At 55.9% G+C, this 17429-nt stretch carries 21 protein-coding genes and 1 pseudogene; 10 read left to right on the top strand and 12 right to left on the bottom strand.

Annotation, left to right across the window (positions count from 1 at the left end; translation table 11 throughout):
- The 3 genes from IQ254_RS22645 to IQ254_RS22635 form a co-directional block, all read right to left on the bottom strand.
- Window positions 1–1070: ABC transporter permease (locus tag IQ254_RS22645; RefSeq protein WP_193968422.1), on the bottom strand; the 1070-nt coding region annotated here is incomplete at its 3' end.
- Window positions 1071–1076: 6 nt separating this feature from the next.
- On the bottom strand, window positions 1077–1736 hold the full coding sequence (locus IQ254_RS22640) for an ABC transporter ATP-binding protein (RefSeq protein ID WP_278000356.1): 660 nt from the start codon (window positions 1734–1736) through the stop codon (window positions 1077–1079).
- 183 nt (window positions 1737–1919) lie between these two features.
- Window positions 1920–2756, bottom strand: coding sequence for an SWIM zinc finger family protein (locus IQ254_RS22635; RefSeq protein WP_193968420.1), 837 nt, complete (start codon window positions 2754–2756; stop codon window positions 1920–1922).
- A gap of 63 nt (window positions 2757–2819) precedes the next feature.
- Here IQ254_RS22635 and IQ254_RS22630 point away from each other — a divergent pair, with 63 nt between their 5' ends.
- The gene (locus tag IQ254_RS22630; RefSeq protein ID WP_193968419.1) at window positions 2820–3470 is read left to right on the top strand and encodes a Uma2 family endonuclease; all 651 of its coding nucleotides are present in this window, start codon (window positions 2820–2822) and stop codon (window positions 3468–3470) included.
- Window positions 3471–3506: 36 nt separating this feature from the next.
- On the opposite strand, the gene IQ254_RS22625 is transcribed toward IQ254_RS22630, so the two are convergent.
- The 6 genes from IQ254_RS22625 to IQ254_RS22600 all read right to left on the bottom strand — a co-directional run bounded on the left by IQ254_RS22625 (window position 3507) and on the right by IQ254_RS22600 (window position 6973).
- Window positions 3507–3977, bottom strand: a complete 471-nt coding sequence (locus tag IQ254_RS22625; protein ID WP_193968418.1) for a DUF29 domain-containing protein — start codon at window positions 3975–3977, stop codon at window positions 3507–3509.
- Between the two features lie 527 nt (window positions 3978–4504).
- A complete protein-coding gene (locus IQ254_RS22620) occupies window positions 4505–5440 on the bottom strand; it encodes a hypothetical protein (RefSeq protein WP_193968417.1) in 936 nt (311 codons plus the stop codon).
- Window positions 5434–5982, bottom strand: a complete 549-nt coding sequence (locus tag IQ254_RS22615; protein WP_193968416.1) for a toll/interleukin-1 receptor domain-containing protein — start codon at window positions 5980–5982, stop codon at window positions 5434–5436. Before IQ254_RS22615 ends, IQ254_RS22620 begins: the two co-directional genes overlap by 7 nt.
- Window positions 5983–6178: 196 nt before the next feature.
- Window positions 6179–6364 (bottom strand): type II toxin-antitoxin system HicB family antitoxin, encoded by a 186-nt coding sequence (locus IQ254_RS22610; protein ID WP_193968415.1) that lies wholly within the window; start codon window positions 6362–6364, stop codon window positions 6179–6181.
- A gap of 46 nt (window positions 6365–6410) precedes the next feature.
- On the bottom strand, window positions 6411–6752 hold the full coding sequence (locus tag IQ254_RS22605) for a DUF5615 family PIN-like protein (protein ID WP_193968414.1): 342 nt from the start codon (window positions 6750–6752) through the stop codon (window positions 6411–6413).
- Window positions 6749–6973 carry a DUF433 domain-containing protein gene (locus tag IQ254_RS22600; protein WP_193968413.1) on the bottom strand — a complete coding sequence of 75 codons (225 nt, stop codon included), beginning with the start codon at window positions 6971–6973 and terminating at the stop codon, window positions 6749–6751. Before IQ254_RS22600 ends, IQ254_RS22605 begins: the two co-directional genes overlap by 4 nt.
- Window positions 6974–7249: 276 nt before the next feature.
- On the opposite strand from IQ254_RS22600, the gene IQ254_RS22595 reads away from it, so the two are divergent.
- Window positions 7250–7486, top strand: coding sequence for a hypothetical protein (locus tag IQ254_RS22595; RefSeq protein WP_193968412.1), 237 nt, complete (start codon window positions 7250–7252; stop codon window positions 7484–7486).
- A gap of 98 nt (window positions 7487–7584) precedes the next feature.
- On the opposite strand, the gene IQ254_RS22590 is transcribed toward IQ254_RS22595, so the two are convergent.
- Entirely contained in the window at window positions 7585–7800 is a 216-nt protein-coding gene (locus IQ254_RS22590) for a DUF2283 domain-containing protein (RefSeq protein ID WP_193968411.1), read from the bottom strand.
- Window positions 7801–7926: 126 nt separating this feature from the next.
- Here IQ254_RS22590 and IQ254_RS22585 point away from each other — a divergent pair, with 126 nt between their 5' ends.
- Together IQ254_RS22585 and IQ254_RS22580 are read left to right on the top strand one after the other, a co-directional pair.
- A complete protein-coding gene (locus IQ254_RS22585) occupies window positions 7927–8211 on the top strand; it encodes a hypothetical protein (RefSeq protein ID WP_193968410.1) in 285 nt (94 codons plus the stop codon).
- On the top strand, window positions 8208–8666 hold the full coding sequence (locus tag IQ254_RS22580; protein ID WP_193968409.1) for a PIN domain-containing protein: 459 nt from the start codon (window positions 8208–8210) through the stop codon (window positions 8664–8666). The genes IQ254_RS22585 and IQ254_RS22580 overlap by 4 nt, the downstream gene beginning before the upstream one ends.
- Here the strand turns inward: IQ254_RS22580 and IQ254_RS22575 are convergent.
- Window positions 8656–11847: a DEAD/DEAH box helicase gene (locus IQ254_RS22575; RefSeq protein ID WP_193968408.1), complete on the bottom strand. Its 3192-nt coding sequence runs from the start codon at window positions 11845–11847 to the stop codon at window positions 8656–8658. The genes IQ254_RS22580 and IQ254_RS22575 overlap by 11 nt on opposite strands.
- A 340-nt stretch (window positions 11848–12187) precedes the next feature.
- Between IQ254_RS22575 and IQ254_RS22570 the strand changes: the two genes are divergently transcribed.
- Window positions 12188–12739, top strand: coding sequence for a superoxide dismutase family protein (locus IQ254_RS22570; protein ID WP_193968407.1), 552 nt, complete (start codon window positions 12188–12190; stop codon window positions 12737–12739).
- A 278-nt stretch (window positions 12740–13017) separates the two neighbouring features.
- Entirely contained in the window at window positions 13018–13725 is a 708-nt protein-coding gene (gene rpiA, locus IQ254_RS22565) for a ribose-5-phosphate isomerase RpiA (RefSeq protein ID WP_193968406.1), read from the top strand.
- A gap of 117 nt (window positions 13726–13842) precedes the next feature.
- Here rpiA and phnF read toward each other — a convergent pair whose 3' ends face one another.
- Entirely contained in the window at window positions 13843–14559 is a 717-nt protein-coding gene (phnF, locus tag IQ254_RS22560) for a phosphonate metabolism transcriptional regulator PhnF (protein ID WP_193968405.1), read from the bottom strand.
- A 112-nt stretch (window positions 14560–14671) separates the two neighbouring features.
- On the opposite strand from phnF, the gene phnG reads away from it, so the two are divergent.
- From phnG to IQ254_RS33830, 4 genes and pseudogenes are all read left to right on the top strand, one after another.
- Entirely contained in the window at window positions 14672–15130 is a 459-nt protein-coding gene (gene phnG / locus IQ254_RS22555) for a phosphonate C-P lyase system protein PhnG (protein ID WP_193968404.1), read from the top strand.
- Complete coding sequence (gene phnH / locus IQ254_RS22550) at window positions 15130–15708, top strand: phosphonate C-P lyase system protein PhnH (RefSeq protein WP_193968403.1); 579 nt, start codon at window positions 15130–15132, stop codon at window positions 15706–15708. The genes phnG and phnH overlap by 1 nt, the downstream gene beginning before the upstream one ends.
- A gap of 8 nt (window positions 15709–15716) precedes the next feature.
- Window positions 15717–16817, top strand: a pseudogene (locus IQ254_RS22545) (carbon-phosphorus lyase complex subunit PhnI); the annotation flags it as partial.
- Window positions 16794–17390: an MOSC domain-containing protein gene (locus IQ254_RS33830; protein ID WP_228040999.1), complete on the top strand. Its 597-nt coding sequence runs from the start codon at window positions 16794–16796 to the stop codon at window positions 17388–17390. The pseudogene IQ254_RS22545 and the gene IQ254_RS33830, both read left to right, overlap by 24 nt.
- The last annotated feature ends 39 nt before the right edge of the window (window positions 17391–17429 follow it).

The raw sequence follows: 17429 nt of genomic DNA, 5'->3' as shown, positions 1-17429 counted from the left end.
GCCCGATACTCCACCGAGGGGAACTGGTAAAACCGAGTGTAGAACTGGGTAAAGTTGGCTCCCCACCAGCGGCCTACCCCGATGCCGAGCCCTGACCCCAGCCCCACTACCACCGCCACCAGCTTAAAAAAGTGCAGCCCCACTCCCCAGTTGCTGTAGCCAAAGGCCTTGAGCACCGCGATCTGGTCGCGCTGGGTGCTGACCAACCGAGCCAGCACCAGGTTGACCAAAAACGCCGCAATGCCCAAAAAGATCAGCGGCAAAATCAGCGCCATCACCTGCAACCCGGCCAGGTCATCCGACAAAAACCGATGGGAGAGCTGGTTCTCGCGTCCGTAGGCCCCCAGCCCCCCGTAGCGCTCTAAAACTTGGTCGAGGCGAAAGATCACCGCCTGCTGATTGGCCTCGGGGGTGAGGGTAAGTGCCACATCGTTAAACGCGCCATTCAGGTCAAAGGCGGTGGCCAGAGCCTCGCGCCCCATCCAAAACACCCCAAACCGCCGGTTATCGGGCAGCAGCTCGGTGCCGCTAATTTCGTAGATGTACTCGGGCGACAGGGCGGTGCCGACGATTCGCAAGGGCTGCCAGCGACCATTAATCACCGCGCTAATGGTGTCGCCCAGCTCAAGCTGGTTGGCTTCGACAAAGGCCACACTGGCGATCACCTCATCGGCCCGGCCCGGCTGAATGTAGCGGCCCGATCGCAGCACCAGGTCGTTCAATATCGGCTGGCGCTGCTCTGGAATCGAGATCAACCGCCCGCTGGCGGGATCCTCTAGCCCCGGCACATCCAGCGTCACTGTCGCCACCACCCGCGATCGCCCCTGGCCCACCCCCGGGATCGCTAAAATTTGCGCCATCACCCCGTTGGGGGCGCGCTTGAGCTGCACAAACACATCGGCAAAGCGGTACTGGCTGTAGTAGCGCTCCTGGGAGAGCAGCAGCGACTGATAGGTGCTGACCATGGTCACCAGGCTGGCAATGCCGCAGGCCACGATCACCACAATGGCGATCACCTGGCCCCGCAGGCCCCGCAGGTCTCGAAATAGCTTGCGATCGAGGGTTTGCATCGGCTACTACCATTCCAATTCATCGGGGGAGGCGCGGTGAGCATTGACGTCGATGGTGTGGATCTGGCCGTCGCGCATGGTAATAATGCGATCGCCCATGGCCCCAATTCCGGCATTGTGGGTAATCACCACCACGGTAGTGCCCAGCTCTTGGTTCACCTGAGCCAAGACCTCCAGCACTCGCTTGCCGGTGCTAAAGTCCAACGCGCCCGTGGGCTCGTCGCAAAAGAGCACTTCGGGGCGCTTGGCGATCGCCCGGGCAATTGCCACCCGCTGCTGCTCTCCCCCCGACAGCTGCGAGGGAAAGTGATCGAGGCGATCGCCCAAGCCCACCATCTCCAACGCGGCGTCTGCGCACATTGGGTGAGCAGCAATGTCGGTCACCAGGGCCACGTTTTCCTTGGCCGTCAGACTGGGAATGAGGTTGTAGAACTGAAAAATAAAACCGATCGACTCGCGGCGAAACCGGGTGAGGAGGCGATCGCCCCCCGCCGTCAGGTTCTGGCTTTTGAAAAACACCTCACCGCTGGTGGGCACATCGAGCCCGCCCAAAATATTCAGCAGCGTCGATTTGCCGCTGCCCGAAGGCCCTAGCAGCACCACAAACTCGCCCTCATACAGGTCAAGATCGACCGAGCGCAGCGCCCGTACCTGCACTTCACCCATGGTGTAGGTTTTCGTCAGATGTCGAGCCGAAAAAATAATCGGCGTCTCTGGAGAAAGGCGTGAGTGAGCAAGTGAATCGGGGCTGGGCTGACGGGTCATGGCGGTGCCAAGGTTGTGCCCTCTGCCCCAGCCTAATCAATCCAGCTAGCTCCTTAGCAGAATACTCAACGATTCTTTAATACTCTACAAGCGGTCTTTGTTCTTGGTGCGCACCCGCTCGTAGAGACCTTCCATGGCTGCGATAAACGAGTTGTCGCGGGTCCAAAAGGCGGGGAAATCGCCCTGCTTCTTGACCAAAATGGCCGGTACCGCCGAGGTCGTCGCCACCTCAATTGTTTGGGGCAGGCGCTTCTCTCCCTGCCAAAATTCTTTCAAGCTTGGGGCTATAGGCTCAACGGTCTGAGGCTGGGTGTAGTAGTGCTCGACCGGTTCGGGAGGGCGCTGCTGGGCCGATAGTTCTGCCGAGAGGGCCTGACCTAGGGGCGACTTGGCCAGCTCAGCCCTGAGGGCATCGCGCGACAGACCGCGCAGCTCAAACAGCAGAAAGGGGTCGCGATCGAGCTCGGCGGCAATCAGGTAGTAGACCCCGGCAATGTGTTTACAGGGGTTGCTGTAGTCGGGGCACGAGCATTTGGTCTTAAAGTCTTGGCCGCTGGCGGGCAGCAGGTTAAGCCCCAGGGTTTTGAAGCTGTCTTCGATGTTGTCGGGGATTTCGTTCAGCAGCAGCCGCGAAATCAAGCTGGCTTTGGAGGCGACAAGGGCAATGACGGCGGCCCACTTGGCTTTGCTGATGGGCGCAAAGTCGATGGTAGTCGTGTAGAGCGGTTCTTTGGTCACCCCAAAGTAGGGATTCACCGACCCCCGTACCTTGGCGGTGACCAGCCCCCCGTCGATGTCAAAGCTTTTGACCTTGCCGCCGCTGGCGTAGGAGCGGCCCCGCTGCAACCGGCCCGAGTCGGTCAGTCGCTCGATCGCATCTATAAAACGTTTTCCCCACCAGGTGCGGCTAAAGTTTGCCATCGCTAGGTTCCAGTGCTGGCTTTATTGTAGAGATACAGTAACGCTTTGGGCAGGAGATCATCCATGACCGCAGCACTCATTTCGCCCCGCAACCAGGTGGTTTTGCAGGGTGTCAGCTGGGCCACTTACCAAAGCCTGATTCGCGATCTGGAGTCAGCCCCCGGCAAACGCCTCACCTACGACCAAGGGACGTTGGAAATTATGGTGCCGCTACCTCCCCACGAGAGCTACAAAAAGTTGATGGGGCGCATGGTTGAGGTCACCACAGAAGAAACCGCAACCGAAATTCGCAGCCTGGGGTCTACCACCTGGAGCCGAGCAGACCTGAGAAAAGGTCTGGAACCCGACCAGTGCTACTACATTCAAAACGAGCAGGCGGTGCGAGGCAAGGATGAAATTGATCTGAGCGTCGATCCACCCCCGGATTTAGCGATCGAAGTGGATAACACCAGCAGTTCCCTCAACCGCATGGCTATCTATGCCGCGCTGGGTGTGCCCGAAGTCTGGCGATTTGATGGCACCACCCTGACTATCTATGGCTTGGTCAATGGTGACTACCGGCCTGAAGATACCTCAGCGGTGTTGCCGATTTTGCGCCCCGATGATCTGCTGCGGTTTTTGCAAACCAGCCAGACCATGGGCGAAACCAGCTGGGTCAAGAGCTTTCGTCAGTGGGTTCAGGCCCGCCTGGGCAGTGGAGGGAAACTGGGCTGAGGGATGCGATCGCTGCCGTGCTGTAGTCAGCTGGACTTACTCGCCTGGCAGAAAGTCAGGATTGAGCGTTGATTCGGAGCTGAAGGGAGCCACTTCTGGAAAGGTGTCTAGGGGCAAACCAGTCTCGACGGCTGCTTTTTTGCGGGCTAGAGCATAGCAGTCGGCAAATATGCTGGTGAAATAGGGCTTCAAGCTGGGGCTATCGCGAAAGGCTTTGTCGATGCGGTCCCTGTGCTCCAGAATGGTAAATCGCCAGCTGTTCGATCGCCGCTCGGGTTGGTGCTGATACTTCAATAGATGTCTGAGCAACACTTCCAGGTTGCTTTCGAGCGATCGCTTTTCACTGCGCCCCATGTCGTCAAGTTCTTCAGCTAGGTTAGCCACGTCAATGTCGTGCATTTGACCGCTGCGAAGCAGCCTGGCAGTTTCAGTGAGCCAGCTGAGGTAGTCTTCGTCGTACAGCGATGAGATCGCTTTGGATTGGCTGCTAGGTCGAGATACGGCCATGGCGCTGTGAAGAGGGGCTAGGTGCGATCGTAGCAGACAGGTAGCGCTGGAAGCTCGTAGGAACCCCGTACCCGATGGGCCATGCTGATGCAATATCTGATGGGGATGCCGATTTCTCGACTCGCTGGGGGTTGATCAAAAGCCAATTTAGCTGTCATTGCACAGAGAAGCATAAATGCGAGCGCTCATTGGCTCGTTTCAAGAAAAAAGAACAAGCAATTTGGCAACGTCGCTTTTGAGAACATCAAATTTGTCATGAGAAAGACTTTGGGCACCATGCCGACTACATCCATTACAATCTGGTTAGTCACGAATTGGTAAAGGCTCCGCAAGATCGGCCCTATTTAAGCTTTCATCGCTATGTTGATCATGGAATGTATTCTGAAGACTGTGGGATTAAAAGCAAGATTTGTTTGCCGGATGAGATTGGTGCAGAGTGCAAGCTCTTGTTATGTGTTGGGTTTCGCGCGCTCAAACCAACCTGCAAGAGATCTGCGATCTCACTGATGCTAATTAAGCAAATCGAATCAAACTATAAAATCAATTAGATCTTCTCGAGCAAGACTAACCAATATTTTCATCCTTCTGTATAGAGACAAAAGAATTTTAAGCGAGGCAAGCCTGTTTCCAGTTAACTCACAAAGAATGTCGACATCCTCAAACTGCATCTCATCTGAAAAATAAAATAAGGCGTAGTCAATAAAATGCCATTCTTTCGAGGTGAGTTCGCTCAGCAAATGATCTTCCCCTTTTTCACCTGCTTTTCTAACTCCTAAAGTATTTAGACGCATAATCTGCATCTGCTTACGAATATCACGATAAAGCTTGTGTACAAAGGCATCCTTGCGAAGCATTGTATAAATAATAACTTCAATGTTTTGAGCAACAGGACTAACTAGTCTGAGATTCATTGCTCCTGGAGAGGAATAGACAATAGAATTTATTCTTGGCCTATAATCATTTGGGATTGCAGATTCGATTGATTTATAGAAATTAACCCTACTAAATCCACCTCTCCAAGGATAAGATTGATATATCTTCGAGATTTTCTCTTCCACTTTTTCAGATTGACTAACCTCTAAGGAGAAGAGTAAATGATAAACTTGTGAATAAACTCTTGAAAATTCACTTAAATTGCTAAGAGACCATTCGCCATCCATCCCAATCTCATGCAACCTAATTTCTGGATCAACTGATTTCTTGGCGACCTGAGTATCGTAGACCTTCTTAATCTTGAGAGAACTTAGTGAAGTCAAAAACTGAGGCTCTTTCCAAGCAGCAAGCAGCTTTTTGGCTGCCTCCTCAGGCAGTTCAACTGTAATAATGACGCTACCCTCTTCAACATGCTCAATTAAAATATGGCTCTTTGAGATGTCGAGAAAATTTGCCAACCCTCCAATAAGAGTATTTTTCTCCCGTATACCAAACTGATCATAGGGGATGTTTGCAACTACTGTCACCATCTTTTTTTTTGCTCTGCCGAGGCTTTATTCAAGTCAGGCAGCACGCTAGTTAAATTCTTATTGCCTTCAGCAGCTTTCGTTTTAGATGTTTTTGCAAGTTGATGGAGGCTCTTGAGTAGCTTGTCTAGACCTAGCTTTCTACGTTCATTAGGAAAAAGGTCTACATGTTGAATATCATTCAGTGTTTGAACACTATCAATTGGAATTGGTGGAACTTCACATTCAGAAAGCCTGACTGGAATTAGATAAATACTTCCTGGAGGTAGTTTTCGATAGGCTTCTATTGCATCTGCCATCTCAGGATAAACTCCAGAAGATATACGCTTTTCCAGGTTTTCTGACAAACAGACAATGACTGCCAAAGAATTCTTCATTGCCTTCTGGATCTCATATTTCCAGTTTTGCCCTGGCAAGATTTCTTGGTCCCACCAAACATTAAGGCCCTCCCCTTCAAGTTCATGGTGTAGTTTTAGAACTTGATCATAGTCATCACGGCAATATGAAACAAAAATATGTCCACTTGAATTTTGATTGTTTTTCATAATTGCGACAGGATCCAGTTTTAAGATAAAGCTTTATTGGAAAACAGAAGAATGGCCCACAAAAAAAATCACATGATCAAATTTATTCCGCTTTCCCTTTTTCTCATTCTAATCAAGTGCTAAATATGCAGCAATGCCCACCGTCTCTTTGGCAGTGGACAGCACCCGTAGGGTGGGCATTGCCCACTATTCCATATTAAGCCGCAGGCAAACGAGGTTTAGGCAGAGGCAATCCATCTTCTTCCAACAAAAGTTGCAAAACCTCTTGGCCATTTCTGGCGGCATCTTCATAGCTATTGCCATGGGTTCGATAGGTCTGTTCAGGAAAATTGGGCAAATGCACTAGATAACAGTCGTCTTCCTCTGACCAGACAATCACCATTTTATGACATAAAGGATTGGGTAAAGAGCATTCCACCTAAAACAACCTATTCACCACTGATTTCAATCAAGGACTCTCGACCCGTTAGCAACTCAAGAGCGGTTACCAACGTCCCACTTAAAATTTCTCTCAGTCGAGCATTTGAGGTATTGCCGCAGGTTAGCCAAATTACCTCAGGTGGTGGGCCAAGGCGATCAACCAGGTCTACAAAATCTCCATCTTTAGTTATCAAAATAGCACTTTTCGCTCTTGCAGCCTCAAAGATTTCAAGATCTTCAGCATCCCTTAAACCCAGATCCCGTAAAGCCACTGCTGTTACGTCAAAATTGTTGGCAATCCAGGTGGCGATCGCGGGTGAAAGGTGAGCATCGACCCAAATCGTTGTCATGCGACCAGAACAGGATGGTTTAATTTACGAGCCGCATAAACCAGGGATGCTCTAACATCATCCATTTCCAGGTCTGGCAAATCTGCCAAAATTTCTTCAGCGCTTAACCCTGCTGCAAACAAGTCCAGCACATCAGAAACGCGAATCCTCATACCACGAATGCAAGGGCGACCGCCGCACTGTTTGGGGTTTACTGTAATTCGCTCTAGTAGATCTAACATTTGCCTCTTCTCCATTTGTTAAGGGCTACTGAGGGTTGCTTCTGTCAATACGGTTGAACTCCCTGACCACTTCGCCTATTATGCTTCAACGGGGAATGACTTCTAGGCGGGGAAGAGAGAGGGTGGAGCCTCTCAAATCCCCTGTGACATCCCTCTTAGACCAGGTAAGCGAGATGCCCTTAGAAGCCATTCTAAGAGCTAGCGTCTTCTTTTACCTTCATATGGGACCGCTAGAGCCTTCTCCGTTTTCCTAAACCGAAAACGGAGAAACCGTACATGTATCAACCCAACCCCGGAGACCTCAACGTCTCTACCCCCTTCCGGCTGCCCACCTACCAACCCGACCGCCTCTGCCACATTTTGCTGGGCGACTACGCTGCCGTCGTCGAAGCCATCAACCGCATGGAATTGCTGAGGTACTGCGAACGCATCGCCTGGCTAGACCCCATCCCCACCGGGCGCAACGGCGAATACATCAGCGTCATGACCCGCAGAATTACGCCTTCGGAGTAGGGAGCAAGAACGCGGGTAAGCGGTGTAGGAGCTGGCTACCAACGTCGGCTCCTACAGCCGGGAATACGAGAACGGCTAGGCGATGACTTCAACCAGGTCTAGCTAAGCCGCCTTAGCAAGCTTGGCTCGTAACCCATCACCGTCAGGCCAACGACTGCCTGGGTTTCTTCGTCATAGCGCAGCACCACCCCATCGCCGATGTCGATACCAACCGCTGAGCGAGGCTCACCTACTGAAAGGTATAAAACATCTGCTTCATCGTCATAATCCCAGTTGGCTTGTTCAGAAGCCTGTAGAATTTTCAGCGTGTCCATAACACCTCTCGTTGTTGTGAAGGGCGACGAGTCAGATAAAATAGCGTTATTTTAGTGCCCTACGGGTTCGTCTCGACTCCAGCAGGTAGCAGGCACTAAAATAAAGAGGAACGTCGCTGACAACCTATGACTCTAACCCTCGACCTTCCTCCGGAAATGGAGCATTACCTCATGCAGGAAGCCCAGCAGCAGGGGCTTTCGGTTGAAGCGATGACGTTACAACTGTTGGCAAAATCCATCCTCATCAAACAAAAGCAAATCGAAGCTGTCGATGTGCTCCAATCTTGGATTGATGACGAAGATAGTGAAGAGCAGCAAGAAACAGGGCAGTACTTACTCCAGGTTTTAGACCAAGATCGGCTCTCGGATCGCAAGCTATTTCCCCAGGAGCTCAAAGGGATTACCTGGTGAGCCGAGTTGTAGTCTTGGATACGAGTCCCATCGGACTCATCACCAATCCTAAGCTCTCTGACCAGGGCAATGCCTGTAACAAGTGGCTTCAAGCACATCTCAGGGCAGGCAGCCGTATCGTTATTCCTGAGATTGCAGACTACGAAGTGCGGCGTGAGTTGTTGCGGGCCAATAAGGTTAAGGGGTTGGCGCGCTTAGATAACTTAGCTAACATCCTCGAATACCTACCTTTAACAACGGTGGCGATGCGCCAAGCTGCGGAGCTCTGGGCACAGGCACGTCAGCAAGGCCAGCCGACGGCAGGCGATAAAACCATTGATGGCGATATGATCTTGGTTGCCCAAGCGATGACATTGGCTGTTCAGGACGTTGTAATTGCAACCACTAATGTTGGGCACCTCTCCAGGTTCATCGCTGCCGATCTATGGCAGAATATCTCACCCATCAATCCATGATCGCGCTCTTGTTGAGGGCGATCAGTTGCTTAAAGGCATCGTTGTCGAGCTCTGTCAGCCACGATTCGTCGGCACCGACGATCGCACCCGCTAGCTTTTTCTTATCCTCAATCATCTGGTCGATGCGTTCTTCCAATGTGCCCATGGCCACAAACTTGTGGACGAAAACATTCTTCTTTTGGCCAATGCGAAAGGCGCGATCGGTGGCCTGGTCTTCGACGGCGGGGTTCCACCAGCGATCGAAGTGGAAGACGTGGTTGGCCTGGGTGAGGGTAATGCCCACCCCGGCGGCCTTCAGCGACAGCACAAAGATGGTGGGTTCGCTGTCGGGGTCTTGGAAGGCGGCGATCATCTGCTCGCGCTTTTTGCGGTTGGTGCCGCCGTGGATGTAGTAGGTGTTGTAGCGGCAGGTGTGGCGCAGGTGGTGCTCCAGGGCGTCGCCAATTTCGCGGAACTGGCTGAATACCAGGGCGCTTTCGCCTTCGGCGACGACTTCGTCGAGCATGTCGAGCAGGCGGCTGAGTTTGTGCGATCGCTCCGGCGTAAACTCACTGTTGTCCTGCAAAAACTGGCGCGGGTGGTTGCAGATCTGCTTTAGCTTGGTCAGGGTGGCCAGAATCAGCCCCTGGCGCTGAATGCCGTCGCTGGTTTCCAGTTGCTCGGTGACATCTTTGAGCACTGCTTCGTAGAGGGAGGCCTGCTCGGCGGTGAGGTTGCAGAACAGCTTTTGCTCCACCTTGTCGGGCAGGTCCTTGATGATCGACTGGTCGGTTTTGAGCCGCCGCAGAATGAAGGGTTCCACCAGCTTTTTGAGGGTGGCGGAGCGGGTGGGGCTGTTTTCTTTTTGGATGGGCAGCTCAAACTGTTTGCGAAACTGGGTCTGGGTGCCCAGGTAGCCGGGGTTCAAAAAGTTGAAAATCGACCACAGATCCATCAGCCGGTTTTCCACCGGGGTGCCAGTGAGGGCGAGGCGGTGGTTGGCGTTGAGCTTGAGAATGGCTTTGGTCTGGGCGGTTTTGGGGTTTTTGATGTTTTGGGCCTCATCCAGCACGATGCGATGCCAGGTGACCCCCTCCAGCAGCTTGGCGTCTTTGCGGGCCAGGGTAAAGGAGGTAATCACCAGGTCGTGGCTGCGGCAGATGGCTTTGAAGGCTTTGGGGTCTTGGTTGCGATCGCCCCCGTGGTGCACCACCGCCCTGAGGTGCGGCGCAAACTTGTGGATTTCGTGGTACCAGTTGCCGACCACGGAGGTGGGCGCAATCAGCAGGGTGGGCGGCAGTTTTTGATGACCATTCTGGGCCGCTTCTTCGCGCTCCTGCACCAGGCGGGCGATCACCTGAATGGTTTTGCCCAGGCCCATATCGTCGGCCAGGCACCCGTTCAGGCCCAGGTTTTCTAAGTAGTGCAGCCAGGAGAGGCCGCGCTTTTGGTAGTCGCGCAGGTGGCCCTGGAGCTGGGCGGGGTCGGGGGTGAGTTCAAGGCGGGTTTTGTCGTTGAGCTGGGTGAGCATAGCGGTTAGAGCGTCGTCGCGCTCAAAATCCACCTCCAGATCCTCGTCATCGCTGCCGCTGGTCAGGCGCATGAAGTCGAGCAGGCTCATTTCGGGGTTGGTGGCCTGCTGCTGCTGCCAAAACTCCAGCATCTGCTGCATTTTGTCCTGGTCGAGCTCCATCCACTGGCCGCGAAACTTGACCAGGGGCGACTTGGCGTTGACCAACTCCTGCCACTCGGCCTGGGTGACGGGCTGGTCGCCAATAGCCAGGTCGTACTGGTACTGCACCAGGGTGTCGTAGGAAAAGTAGCCCTTAGATTTGTCGTTGCCGCCGAGGGATTTGCCCTTGGCCCGCAGCCGCACCTTGGCCCGCTGACGGCCCTTGGGGGTCCACCAGGCGGGGATGATCACTTTGTAGCCCGCGTCTTCTAGCACCCAGGCCGATTCTTTCAGGAAGGTAAAGGCGGTGTCGAGATCCACCGGGATGCCCACGGGCTGATCGGTTTCCAGGCCATCCCAGAATTTCGGATAGATGCGGGCGGCGTAGCCCAGATTCATCAGCAGGTACTGCTCGAAGTTATCTCCCAGGTGCTGGCGGAGCTGGGCCTGTTTCTTCCCGCGCTGCGGCCAAAACTCCTCCAGGGAAATTTGCAATGAGGGATCGTCTTTGGGGGCAACGAGGAATTGAATGTGCCAGGACGCTGCGGGGGTGGCGGGTTCCTGAAGGCGAAAACCGATGTGAAAGGGGGCCGCGGTTTCGGAACGGCTGATGCGATCGCGCCACCCCTGCCACTGTTGGTAGCGCTCCAGCGCCGCCGCCGATTTTCCCGGAGCCTTGCTCTGCAAACAGTCCTGAATCAGCGTATTCTCAACGGTTTTGACATAGCTCTGGGGCATGGCCGTGCTCCGCACCAGATCGTCCAGCCAGCATTCTGAGAAGTGGCGCAGCAGGGTGGCTCGGTCATAGAACGTCGGTGTGGAGGGCAGTGCCTCGAACCCGGCGACGCAGAGTAGGGGCATGTAGTCCACGTAGGTTTGCAGGTGCTCGTGGTAGCGATCGCCGATGATCTCCCAACCCGGGTAAATCTCAAACCCGGGTTCTGGTTTTGCCGCCTGCTTTTTAGTTTTCGTCCCAGTGGCCTGACGCTGAGTCGCTTTAGGCGCGTCGATCTGCCGATACTTCAGCGCCGGAATGTACTGATCGCGCAGAATCACCTGCTTAACGCTCTGGGTGTAGTGGTACCAAAACAGCAGGTCGGCTCCCATCTGTACTTCCGCCAGGTTGTAGATGGCGAGAAAGTGCAGATTATTCAGCACGCTGATCAGGTCAGCGAGGATAGGGATCGCGTAGCAATCGACCTGCCAGTACTGCCAGTCAACGCTGTCTGGGGCTTCCGCCTCTAAATAGCGGGATAGCTCTAGAGAGGGCAGGGGTTGATCGTCTGCGGTCGGCAGCAGAAAAGTGCGCGGGGTAATGAAGGCGGTTAGGGAACGGCGATCGGGAGATTTTAGCCCGAGCTCATCGGTGAGTGCAGAGGCTAAATCTGGCTCTGACAGATGGCGAGGATGAATCTGGGATGCCAGACGGCGGTGACTTTTAGCCTCTGTTTCTATCCACAGGTAAAAGGCCCCCGATTGCACAAAATCGGCGGCGGGTTGGGGTATCCAAGTGCCGTGGAGAATTTGCATGGGCTGTATCCCAGCGGTAGTGCGACCCGTCTAGGCCACCTCGTTTCAGCCCGTTGAGGCAGATGACGAGCGACCTCAATCTGGCAAGTATAGCAAGTGCTTGTTTTGTACCATAAGAGCCTTGAGATTTTGGGGTGCCGTTGTTACTTGATCTGAATTTAGGACAAGGTTGGCAATGGAAATACCCGAGGATTTTGCTTCTGCTCAAGGACGCAGGCTCTACGCCCCTACCTTGGGGTATCTTTTTCACAAAAACAGCCTGTAAAACTCGACCGTAATGGCGATAAATCTGGGCTAACGCTCAACTATGATCTAAGCGCAGACGCTATGGATAGTCCTAATGCTTGCCCTTTTTGATCGACTCAAGCTCTTTTGTTTGGCCCTCGGCTGTCTGGCCCTCGGTGGTCTGACCTTGATCTCGGCCTCTCCCGCCTACGCCGATGCGCTCAGCACCCAGGCCGACCTGATTAACAATAGCGGCACTACGATTGGTACGGTGCGGGTCGAGCAGGGGCACAAAGGGGTATTGGTGAATCTCCAGGCCAAGGACCTGCCGCCGGGCTACCACGGTATGCACTTCCACGCCGTGGGTGATTGTTCTGACCTGGAGGCATTTAAATCGGCGGGTGGGCATGTGAACCCCTTCGATATGCCCCACGGCTTTCGCAACCCCGATGGCCCCCACGAGGGCAATTTGCCCAACCTGGTGGTCGCCGCCGATGGCACGGTTGACGTGGAGCTGTACAGCGATCTGGTGCAGCTAGATGCTGGGGCGGCCAAGCTGCTCGATGCTGACGGCACAGCGCTGATCATTCATACCGATCAGGATGACCACTATTCGCAACCCATTGGGGGCTCGGGCGGGCGCATAGCCTGTGCGGTGATTAAGTAAATCTGCATGATGTCTGTGGGCAAACTGGCTAACACCCTGATTTTGTTAGGGGTTCAGCACTTGAGCTACCGTTAGCCCCTTTGCTGGAGCCAGTTCGGTACTTACGGGAACCTGCCAGCAATTCTCATTTTGGCGAAACGCTGTTCAAGCCCTGAAAATGCCGTCATTGTAATGCCATCAGCTTTTAAGCTATAGCCCTACCCTAGTGCCCTATGCAGCCGTTCCGCTTTAGGTCATGCTAGAGACCGAAACCGCAGTTGATTTGAGGACTTAGAGCCATGGCTGAGATGGATCCTGTCAAGCTGATGAAACAGGAAGTGGGGCGTCAGGCGGCAGCCCGGGTGCAGTCGAATACCGTAGTTGGCCTAGGCACCGGGTCAACCACCGCTTTTGCCATTCAGTTCATTGGTGAGCGGCTGGCCAAGGGCGAAATCAGCAATATCAAGGGCGTGCCGACCTCCTTTCAGGCGTCGGTGCTGGCCAAGCAGTATGGCATTCCCCTCACCACCCTCGACGAAGGCGACGAGATTGCCCTGGCGATCGACGGGGCCGACGAGGTAGACCCCCAGATGAACCTGGTCAAGGGCGGCGGCGCGGCCCACACCCGCGAGAAAATCGTTGACTCCCTGGCCAAAGAATTTATCGTCGTGGTCGATAGCTCCAAACTGGTAGATAAACTGGGCACCACCTTTGCCCTGCCGGTGGAAGTGATGCCCCTGGCCGTCACCCCAGTAACTAAGGCCCTGGAAGCCTTAGGCGGCCAGCCTGACCTGCGCATGGGTATCAAAAAAGACGGCCCGGTGATCACCGACCAGGGCAACATGATTTTGGATGTCAAGTTTGCGGCGATCGACGACCCTGCTGGCCTCGAAAAGACCATCAACAACATCCCCGGTGTGCTCGACAATGGCCTGTTTGTGGGTGTTGCCACCGAGGTGCTGGTGGGTGAGGTCAAAGACGGGCAGGCCAGCGTTCGCAAGCTCTAGAAGGCGGGCTGGGGCGATCGCATTGTTGATCGCATTATCTCCGCGCAGGCCTTTGCTCCATCGCTCCCAGCTGGCTGACCGAGCGGGAGACCTATGACCCCCTAGGCCAACCTTGCCCTAGGGTTGTTCAAACACAAGTTCCATGCGATCGCTGCGAAACCGACTGACCCCGTACTCAATCACCGCCTCGTCCTGATTGACGTTGATCGATTCGGTCAGCAGAATCGGCGACTGCAGTGGCACCTGGAGCAGGCGAGCATCCCGAGGCTGCACCACCCGCGCCGAAACCTGGGTGCGGCGACGCAGGTGGTCAAAGCCATATTCCTGGTGCAGCAGCTGAGAAATCGACTGGTACTGCTCACAGTGGAGCAAAATCTGGGGCAGCCGCTGGGCGGGGAAATAGCTGCTGGCCAGGCTGAGGGGAACGCCATCGGCCAAACTGAGCCGTTCAAACAAAACCACCCTGGCCCCTAACTCGATCTCCAGATGTTTGGCCAGGGTGCGATCGGCCACCAGTTCTGTAATGCGCAGGGTCTGCTTGGTGGGGGTCATGCCCTGGGCCTTGAGCATGTCGTTGTAGCGCACCCGCTGACCAATGGCGAGAGTAATGGGGGCCGCCGTGACAAAGGTGCCCCGCCCCCGATCGACCCGCACCAGGCCTTCCTGGCGCAACACGTCAATGGCTCGGCGCAGAGTGTGGCGGTTGACCGCGAACTGTTGACTGAGGGTAGCCTCGGTCGGCAGGCGATCGCCCACCGCGTAGATCGCCGTCTCAATATTCTGGCGCAGCTGATTGGCAATTTGGACGTAAACCGGCAGGGCGTCTGGGGTCATCGATTCATCAAAACACAACACTTGCCAAGCTAGGCCACTTCATCAATAATGCAGACAGACAAAATTTGTCTAGACATCTAGATAAATAATAAGACAAGTTTAACCCGACGTTATGAGCGAATTAACCCCCCGGCAGCAATGGATGGCGGTTTTAGCCAAGGCTCCCCTGGCCGATCTAGAGGCGCAGGTGGCCGCCTGTGGCGACCTGCCCGCGTATCGGTTTTTGCGATCGCCGCAGACGGGCCTGGCGATGGTGCGGGGCCGGGCCGGGGGAACCGGCGAGCCGTTCAACCTGGGCGAAATTACCCTCACCCGCTGCGTGGTGCAGCTCGAAATCCCCGGCGATCGCCCCGACCTGGGCTTTGGCTACGTAGCTGGGCGATGCCATCGTCATGCGGAGCTGGCGGCCCTCTGCGACGCCCTGATCCAGCACCCCCAGTGGCGCGACTCGGTTCACACTCAGGTGGTCGAGCCGCTCGGTGCCCTGGCCCACACTCGCCAGACAGAGACGGCACAGCAGACCGCCGCCACCCGCGTGAACTTCTTCACCCTGCGGCGAGGGGAGAGCTAATGCTGACCCAGTTGCCTGGCTTTCGCGACCCGGTTCACCAGGCCCAGCACACCTTTCGGGTATTGCTGGACTGTCTGGCCCACCCCGGTACCCTCGGTGCCATTGAGGTTGACCTAGAGGCACCGGAGGAACTGGCCCTGGCCTGCGCCGCCACCTGCCTCACCCTGCTGGATCTAGAAACACTGGTTTGGCTCCAGCCCAGCCTCTCGGAAACAGCCCGCCGCTGGCTCCAGTTCCACACCGGCTGTCGGTTGACAGCCGATCCCCAGCGGGCCAAGTTTGCCCTGGTGGTGGAGGCCGCGACCTGTCCACCCCTGGCCTCCTTTGCCCTGGGCACCCCAGACTATCCCGAAGACGCCACCACCGTATTGCTGCAACTCCCCAGTCTCACCGCCGGGGAGTCAGTCAGCCTTAGGGGGCCGGGCATTCGCGATCGCCAGGTGATCTCCCCCGCCCTGCCCCAGGGCTTTTGGCCCCAGTGGCAGGGCAACCAGCGCCACTATCCCCTGGGGGTCGATGTCTTCTGTTTGGCCAGCACCCAGGTGATGGCGCTACCCCGCAGTTCGATAATGGAGTAACCCCGTCTATGGCTTATGTTGCGGTCAAAGGCGGAGAAGCCGCCATTCAAAATGCCGAGGCGCTGCTCAGAGCCCAGCGGCGCGGGCCTGAGGCGGTGCCCGAGCTGACGCTGGTGCAGATCCAGACCCAGATGCGGCTGGCGGTGGATCGGGTGATGGCCGAAGGGAGTCTCTATGATCCCGATCTGGCGGCCCTGGCCATCAAGCAGTCCTGGGGCGACTTGGTGGAGGCCATATTTTTGCTGCGGGCCTATCGCACCACCCTGCCCCGGTTCTACTACAGCCAGCCGCTCGACACCAGCCAGATGCGACCCCAGCGACGCATTTCCGCCATTTTTAAGGATGTGCCGGGGGGGCAGACGCTGGGCCCCACCTTCGACTATGTGCACCGGCTGCTCGACTTTACCCTGGCGGCAGACGACAACCGGTTTGTCGCCCCGCAGGCAGATTCTGCCGCGGCGACGGGCCCCCTGCCCTCGGCGATCAATGCCCTGGCCCAGGAGGAATTGGTGCGATCGCACCGACCCGCCGAGCCAGCACCGCCAGACCTAGATGAATTGGCCCATCTCGATAGCGCTGCCCCCTTCGACCTCACCCGCCAGCCCCTGACCACCCCCGCCGATCGCGATGCCCGCCTGCAAAACCTGGCCCGCGCCGATGAGGGCTTTTTGCTGGCCATGGCCTACTCGACCCAGCGGGGCTACGGCAAAAACCACCCCTTCGCGGGCGACGTGCGCATGGGGGAAGTGGAGGTGGTGATCTGCCCTGAAGAACTTGGGTTTGAGGTGGCGATCGCCGATATCACCGTCACCGAGGTGCAAATGGTGAACCAGTTTAAGGGCAGCAAAACCGCCCCGCCCCAGTTCACCCAGGGCTACGGCCTCACCCTCGGCTATAACGAGCGCAAGGCGATGGCCATGGCCCTGGTCGATCGCTCGCTGCAGGCCAAGGAGCTGGATGAACCCATCGACGGCCCCGCCCAAAACGAAGAGTTTGTGCTCTACCACTCCGACAACGTAGAGGCCCAGGGGTTTGTGCAGCACCTGAAGCTGCCCCACTACATCGACTTCCAGGCGGAACTGAACATGGTGCGAAAATTGCGGGCCGAATCTGAGCCTCCGACCAAATCTCAGACCGCCATTGAGGGAGCGGTAAAAGCCGTCAGCCGCAGTGCCGACCACGGGTTGAGCAAAGCCAATCAGAGCAGCATTCAGCTTTTGGCGGGCCTCGGGGTGGCAGGCGATGCCCACGCAGGCGCAACCGTGCAGCACCGCTCTCGGGTGGCCCAAAACCCGACCCAACCCAATCTGCGCCAGGTGCACCTGATTCAGGCCGAGCTGTTCGATCAGCTCAAGGCCGCAGGCTTTGAAATTGCCCCCGGAGCGATGGGGGAAAACATCACCACCCATGGCCTCGATCTGCTGGCGTTGCCCGTCAAAACCCGCCTGCACATCGGTGAGTCCGCCATTGTGGAGGTCGCTGGGTTGCGCAACCCCTGCCAGCAGCTAGACGGCTTGCAGCCTGGCCTGATGGCCGCCGTCCTGGACCGAGATGAGCAGGGACAGCTTGTGCGTAAGGCCGGCGTCATGGGGATTGTGGTAGCCAGTGGTGAGGTGCTGCCCGGCGATCGCATTCAGGTAGAGCTACCGCCAGAGCCCCATCAACCGCTAGATCGGGTCTAACGCTGACTCCACACATTTTGCGCATCCCCCCTCTCCCCC

The organism is Nodosilinea sp. LEGE 07088 (genome assembly GCF_015207395.1).
In the GTDB taxonomy this organism is placed as follows: domain Bacteria; phylum Cyanobacteriota; class Cyanobacteriia; order Phormidesmidales; family Phormidesmidaceae; genus Nodosilinea.
Note: the sequence above shows the minus strand (reverse complement) of the source record. Positions and strands in the feature narration are given on the sequence as shown.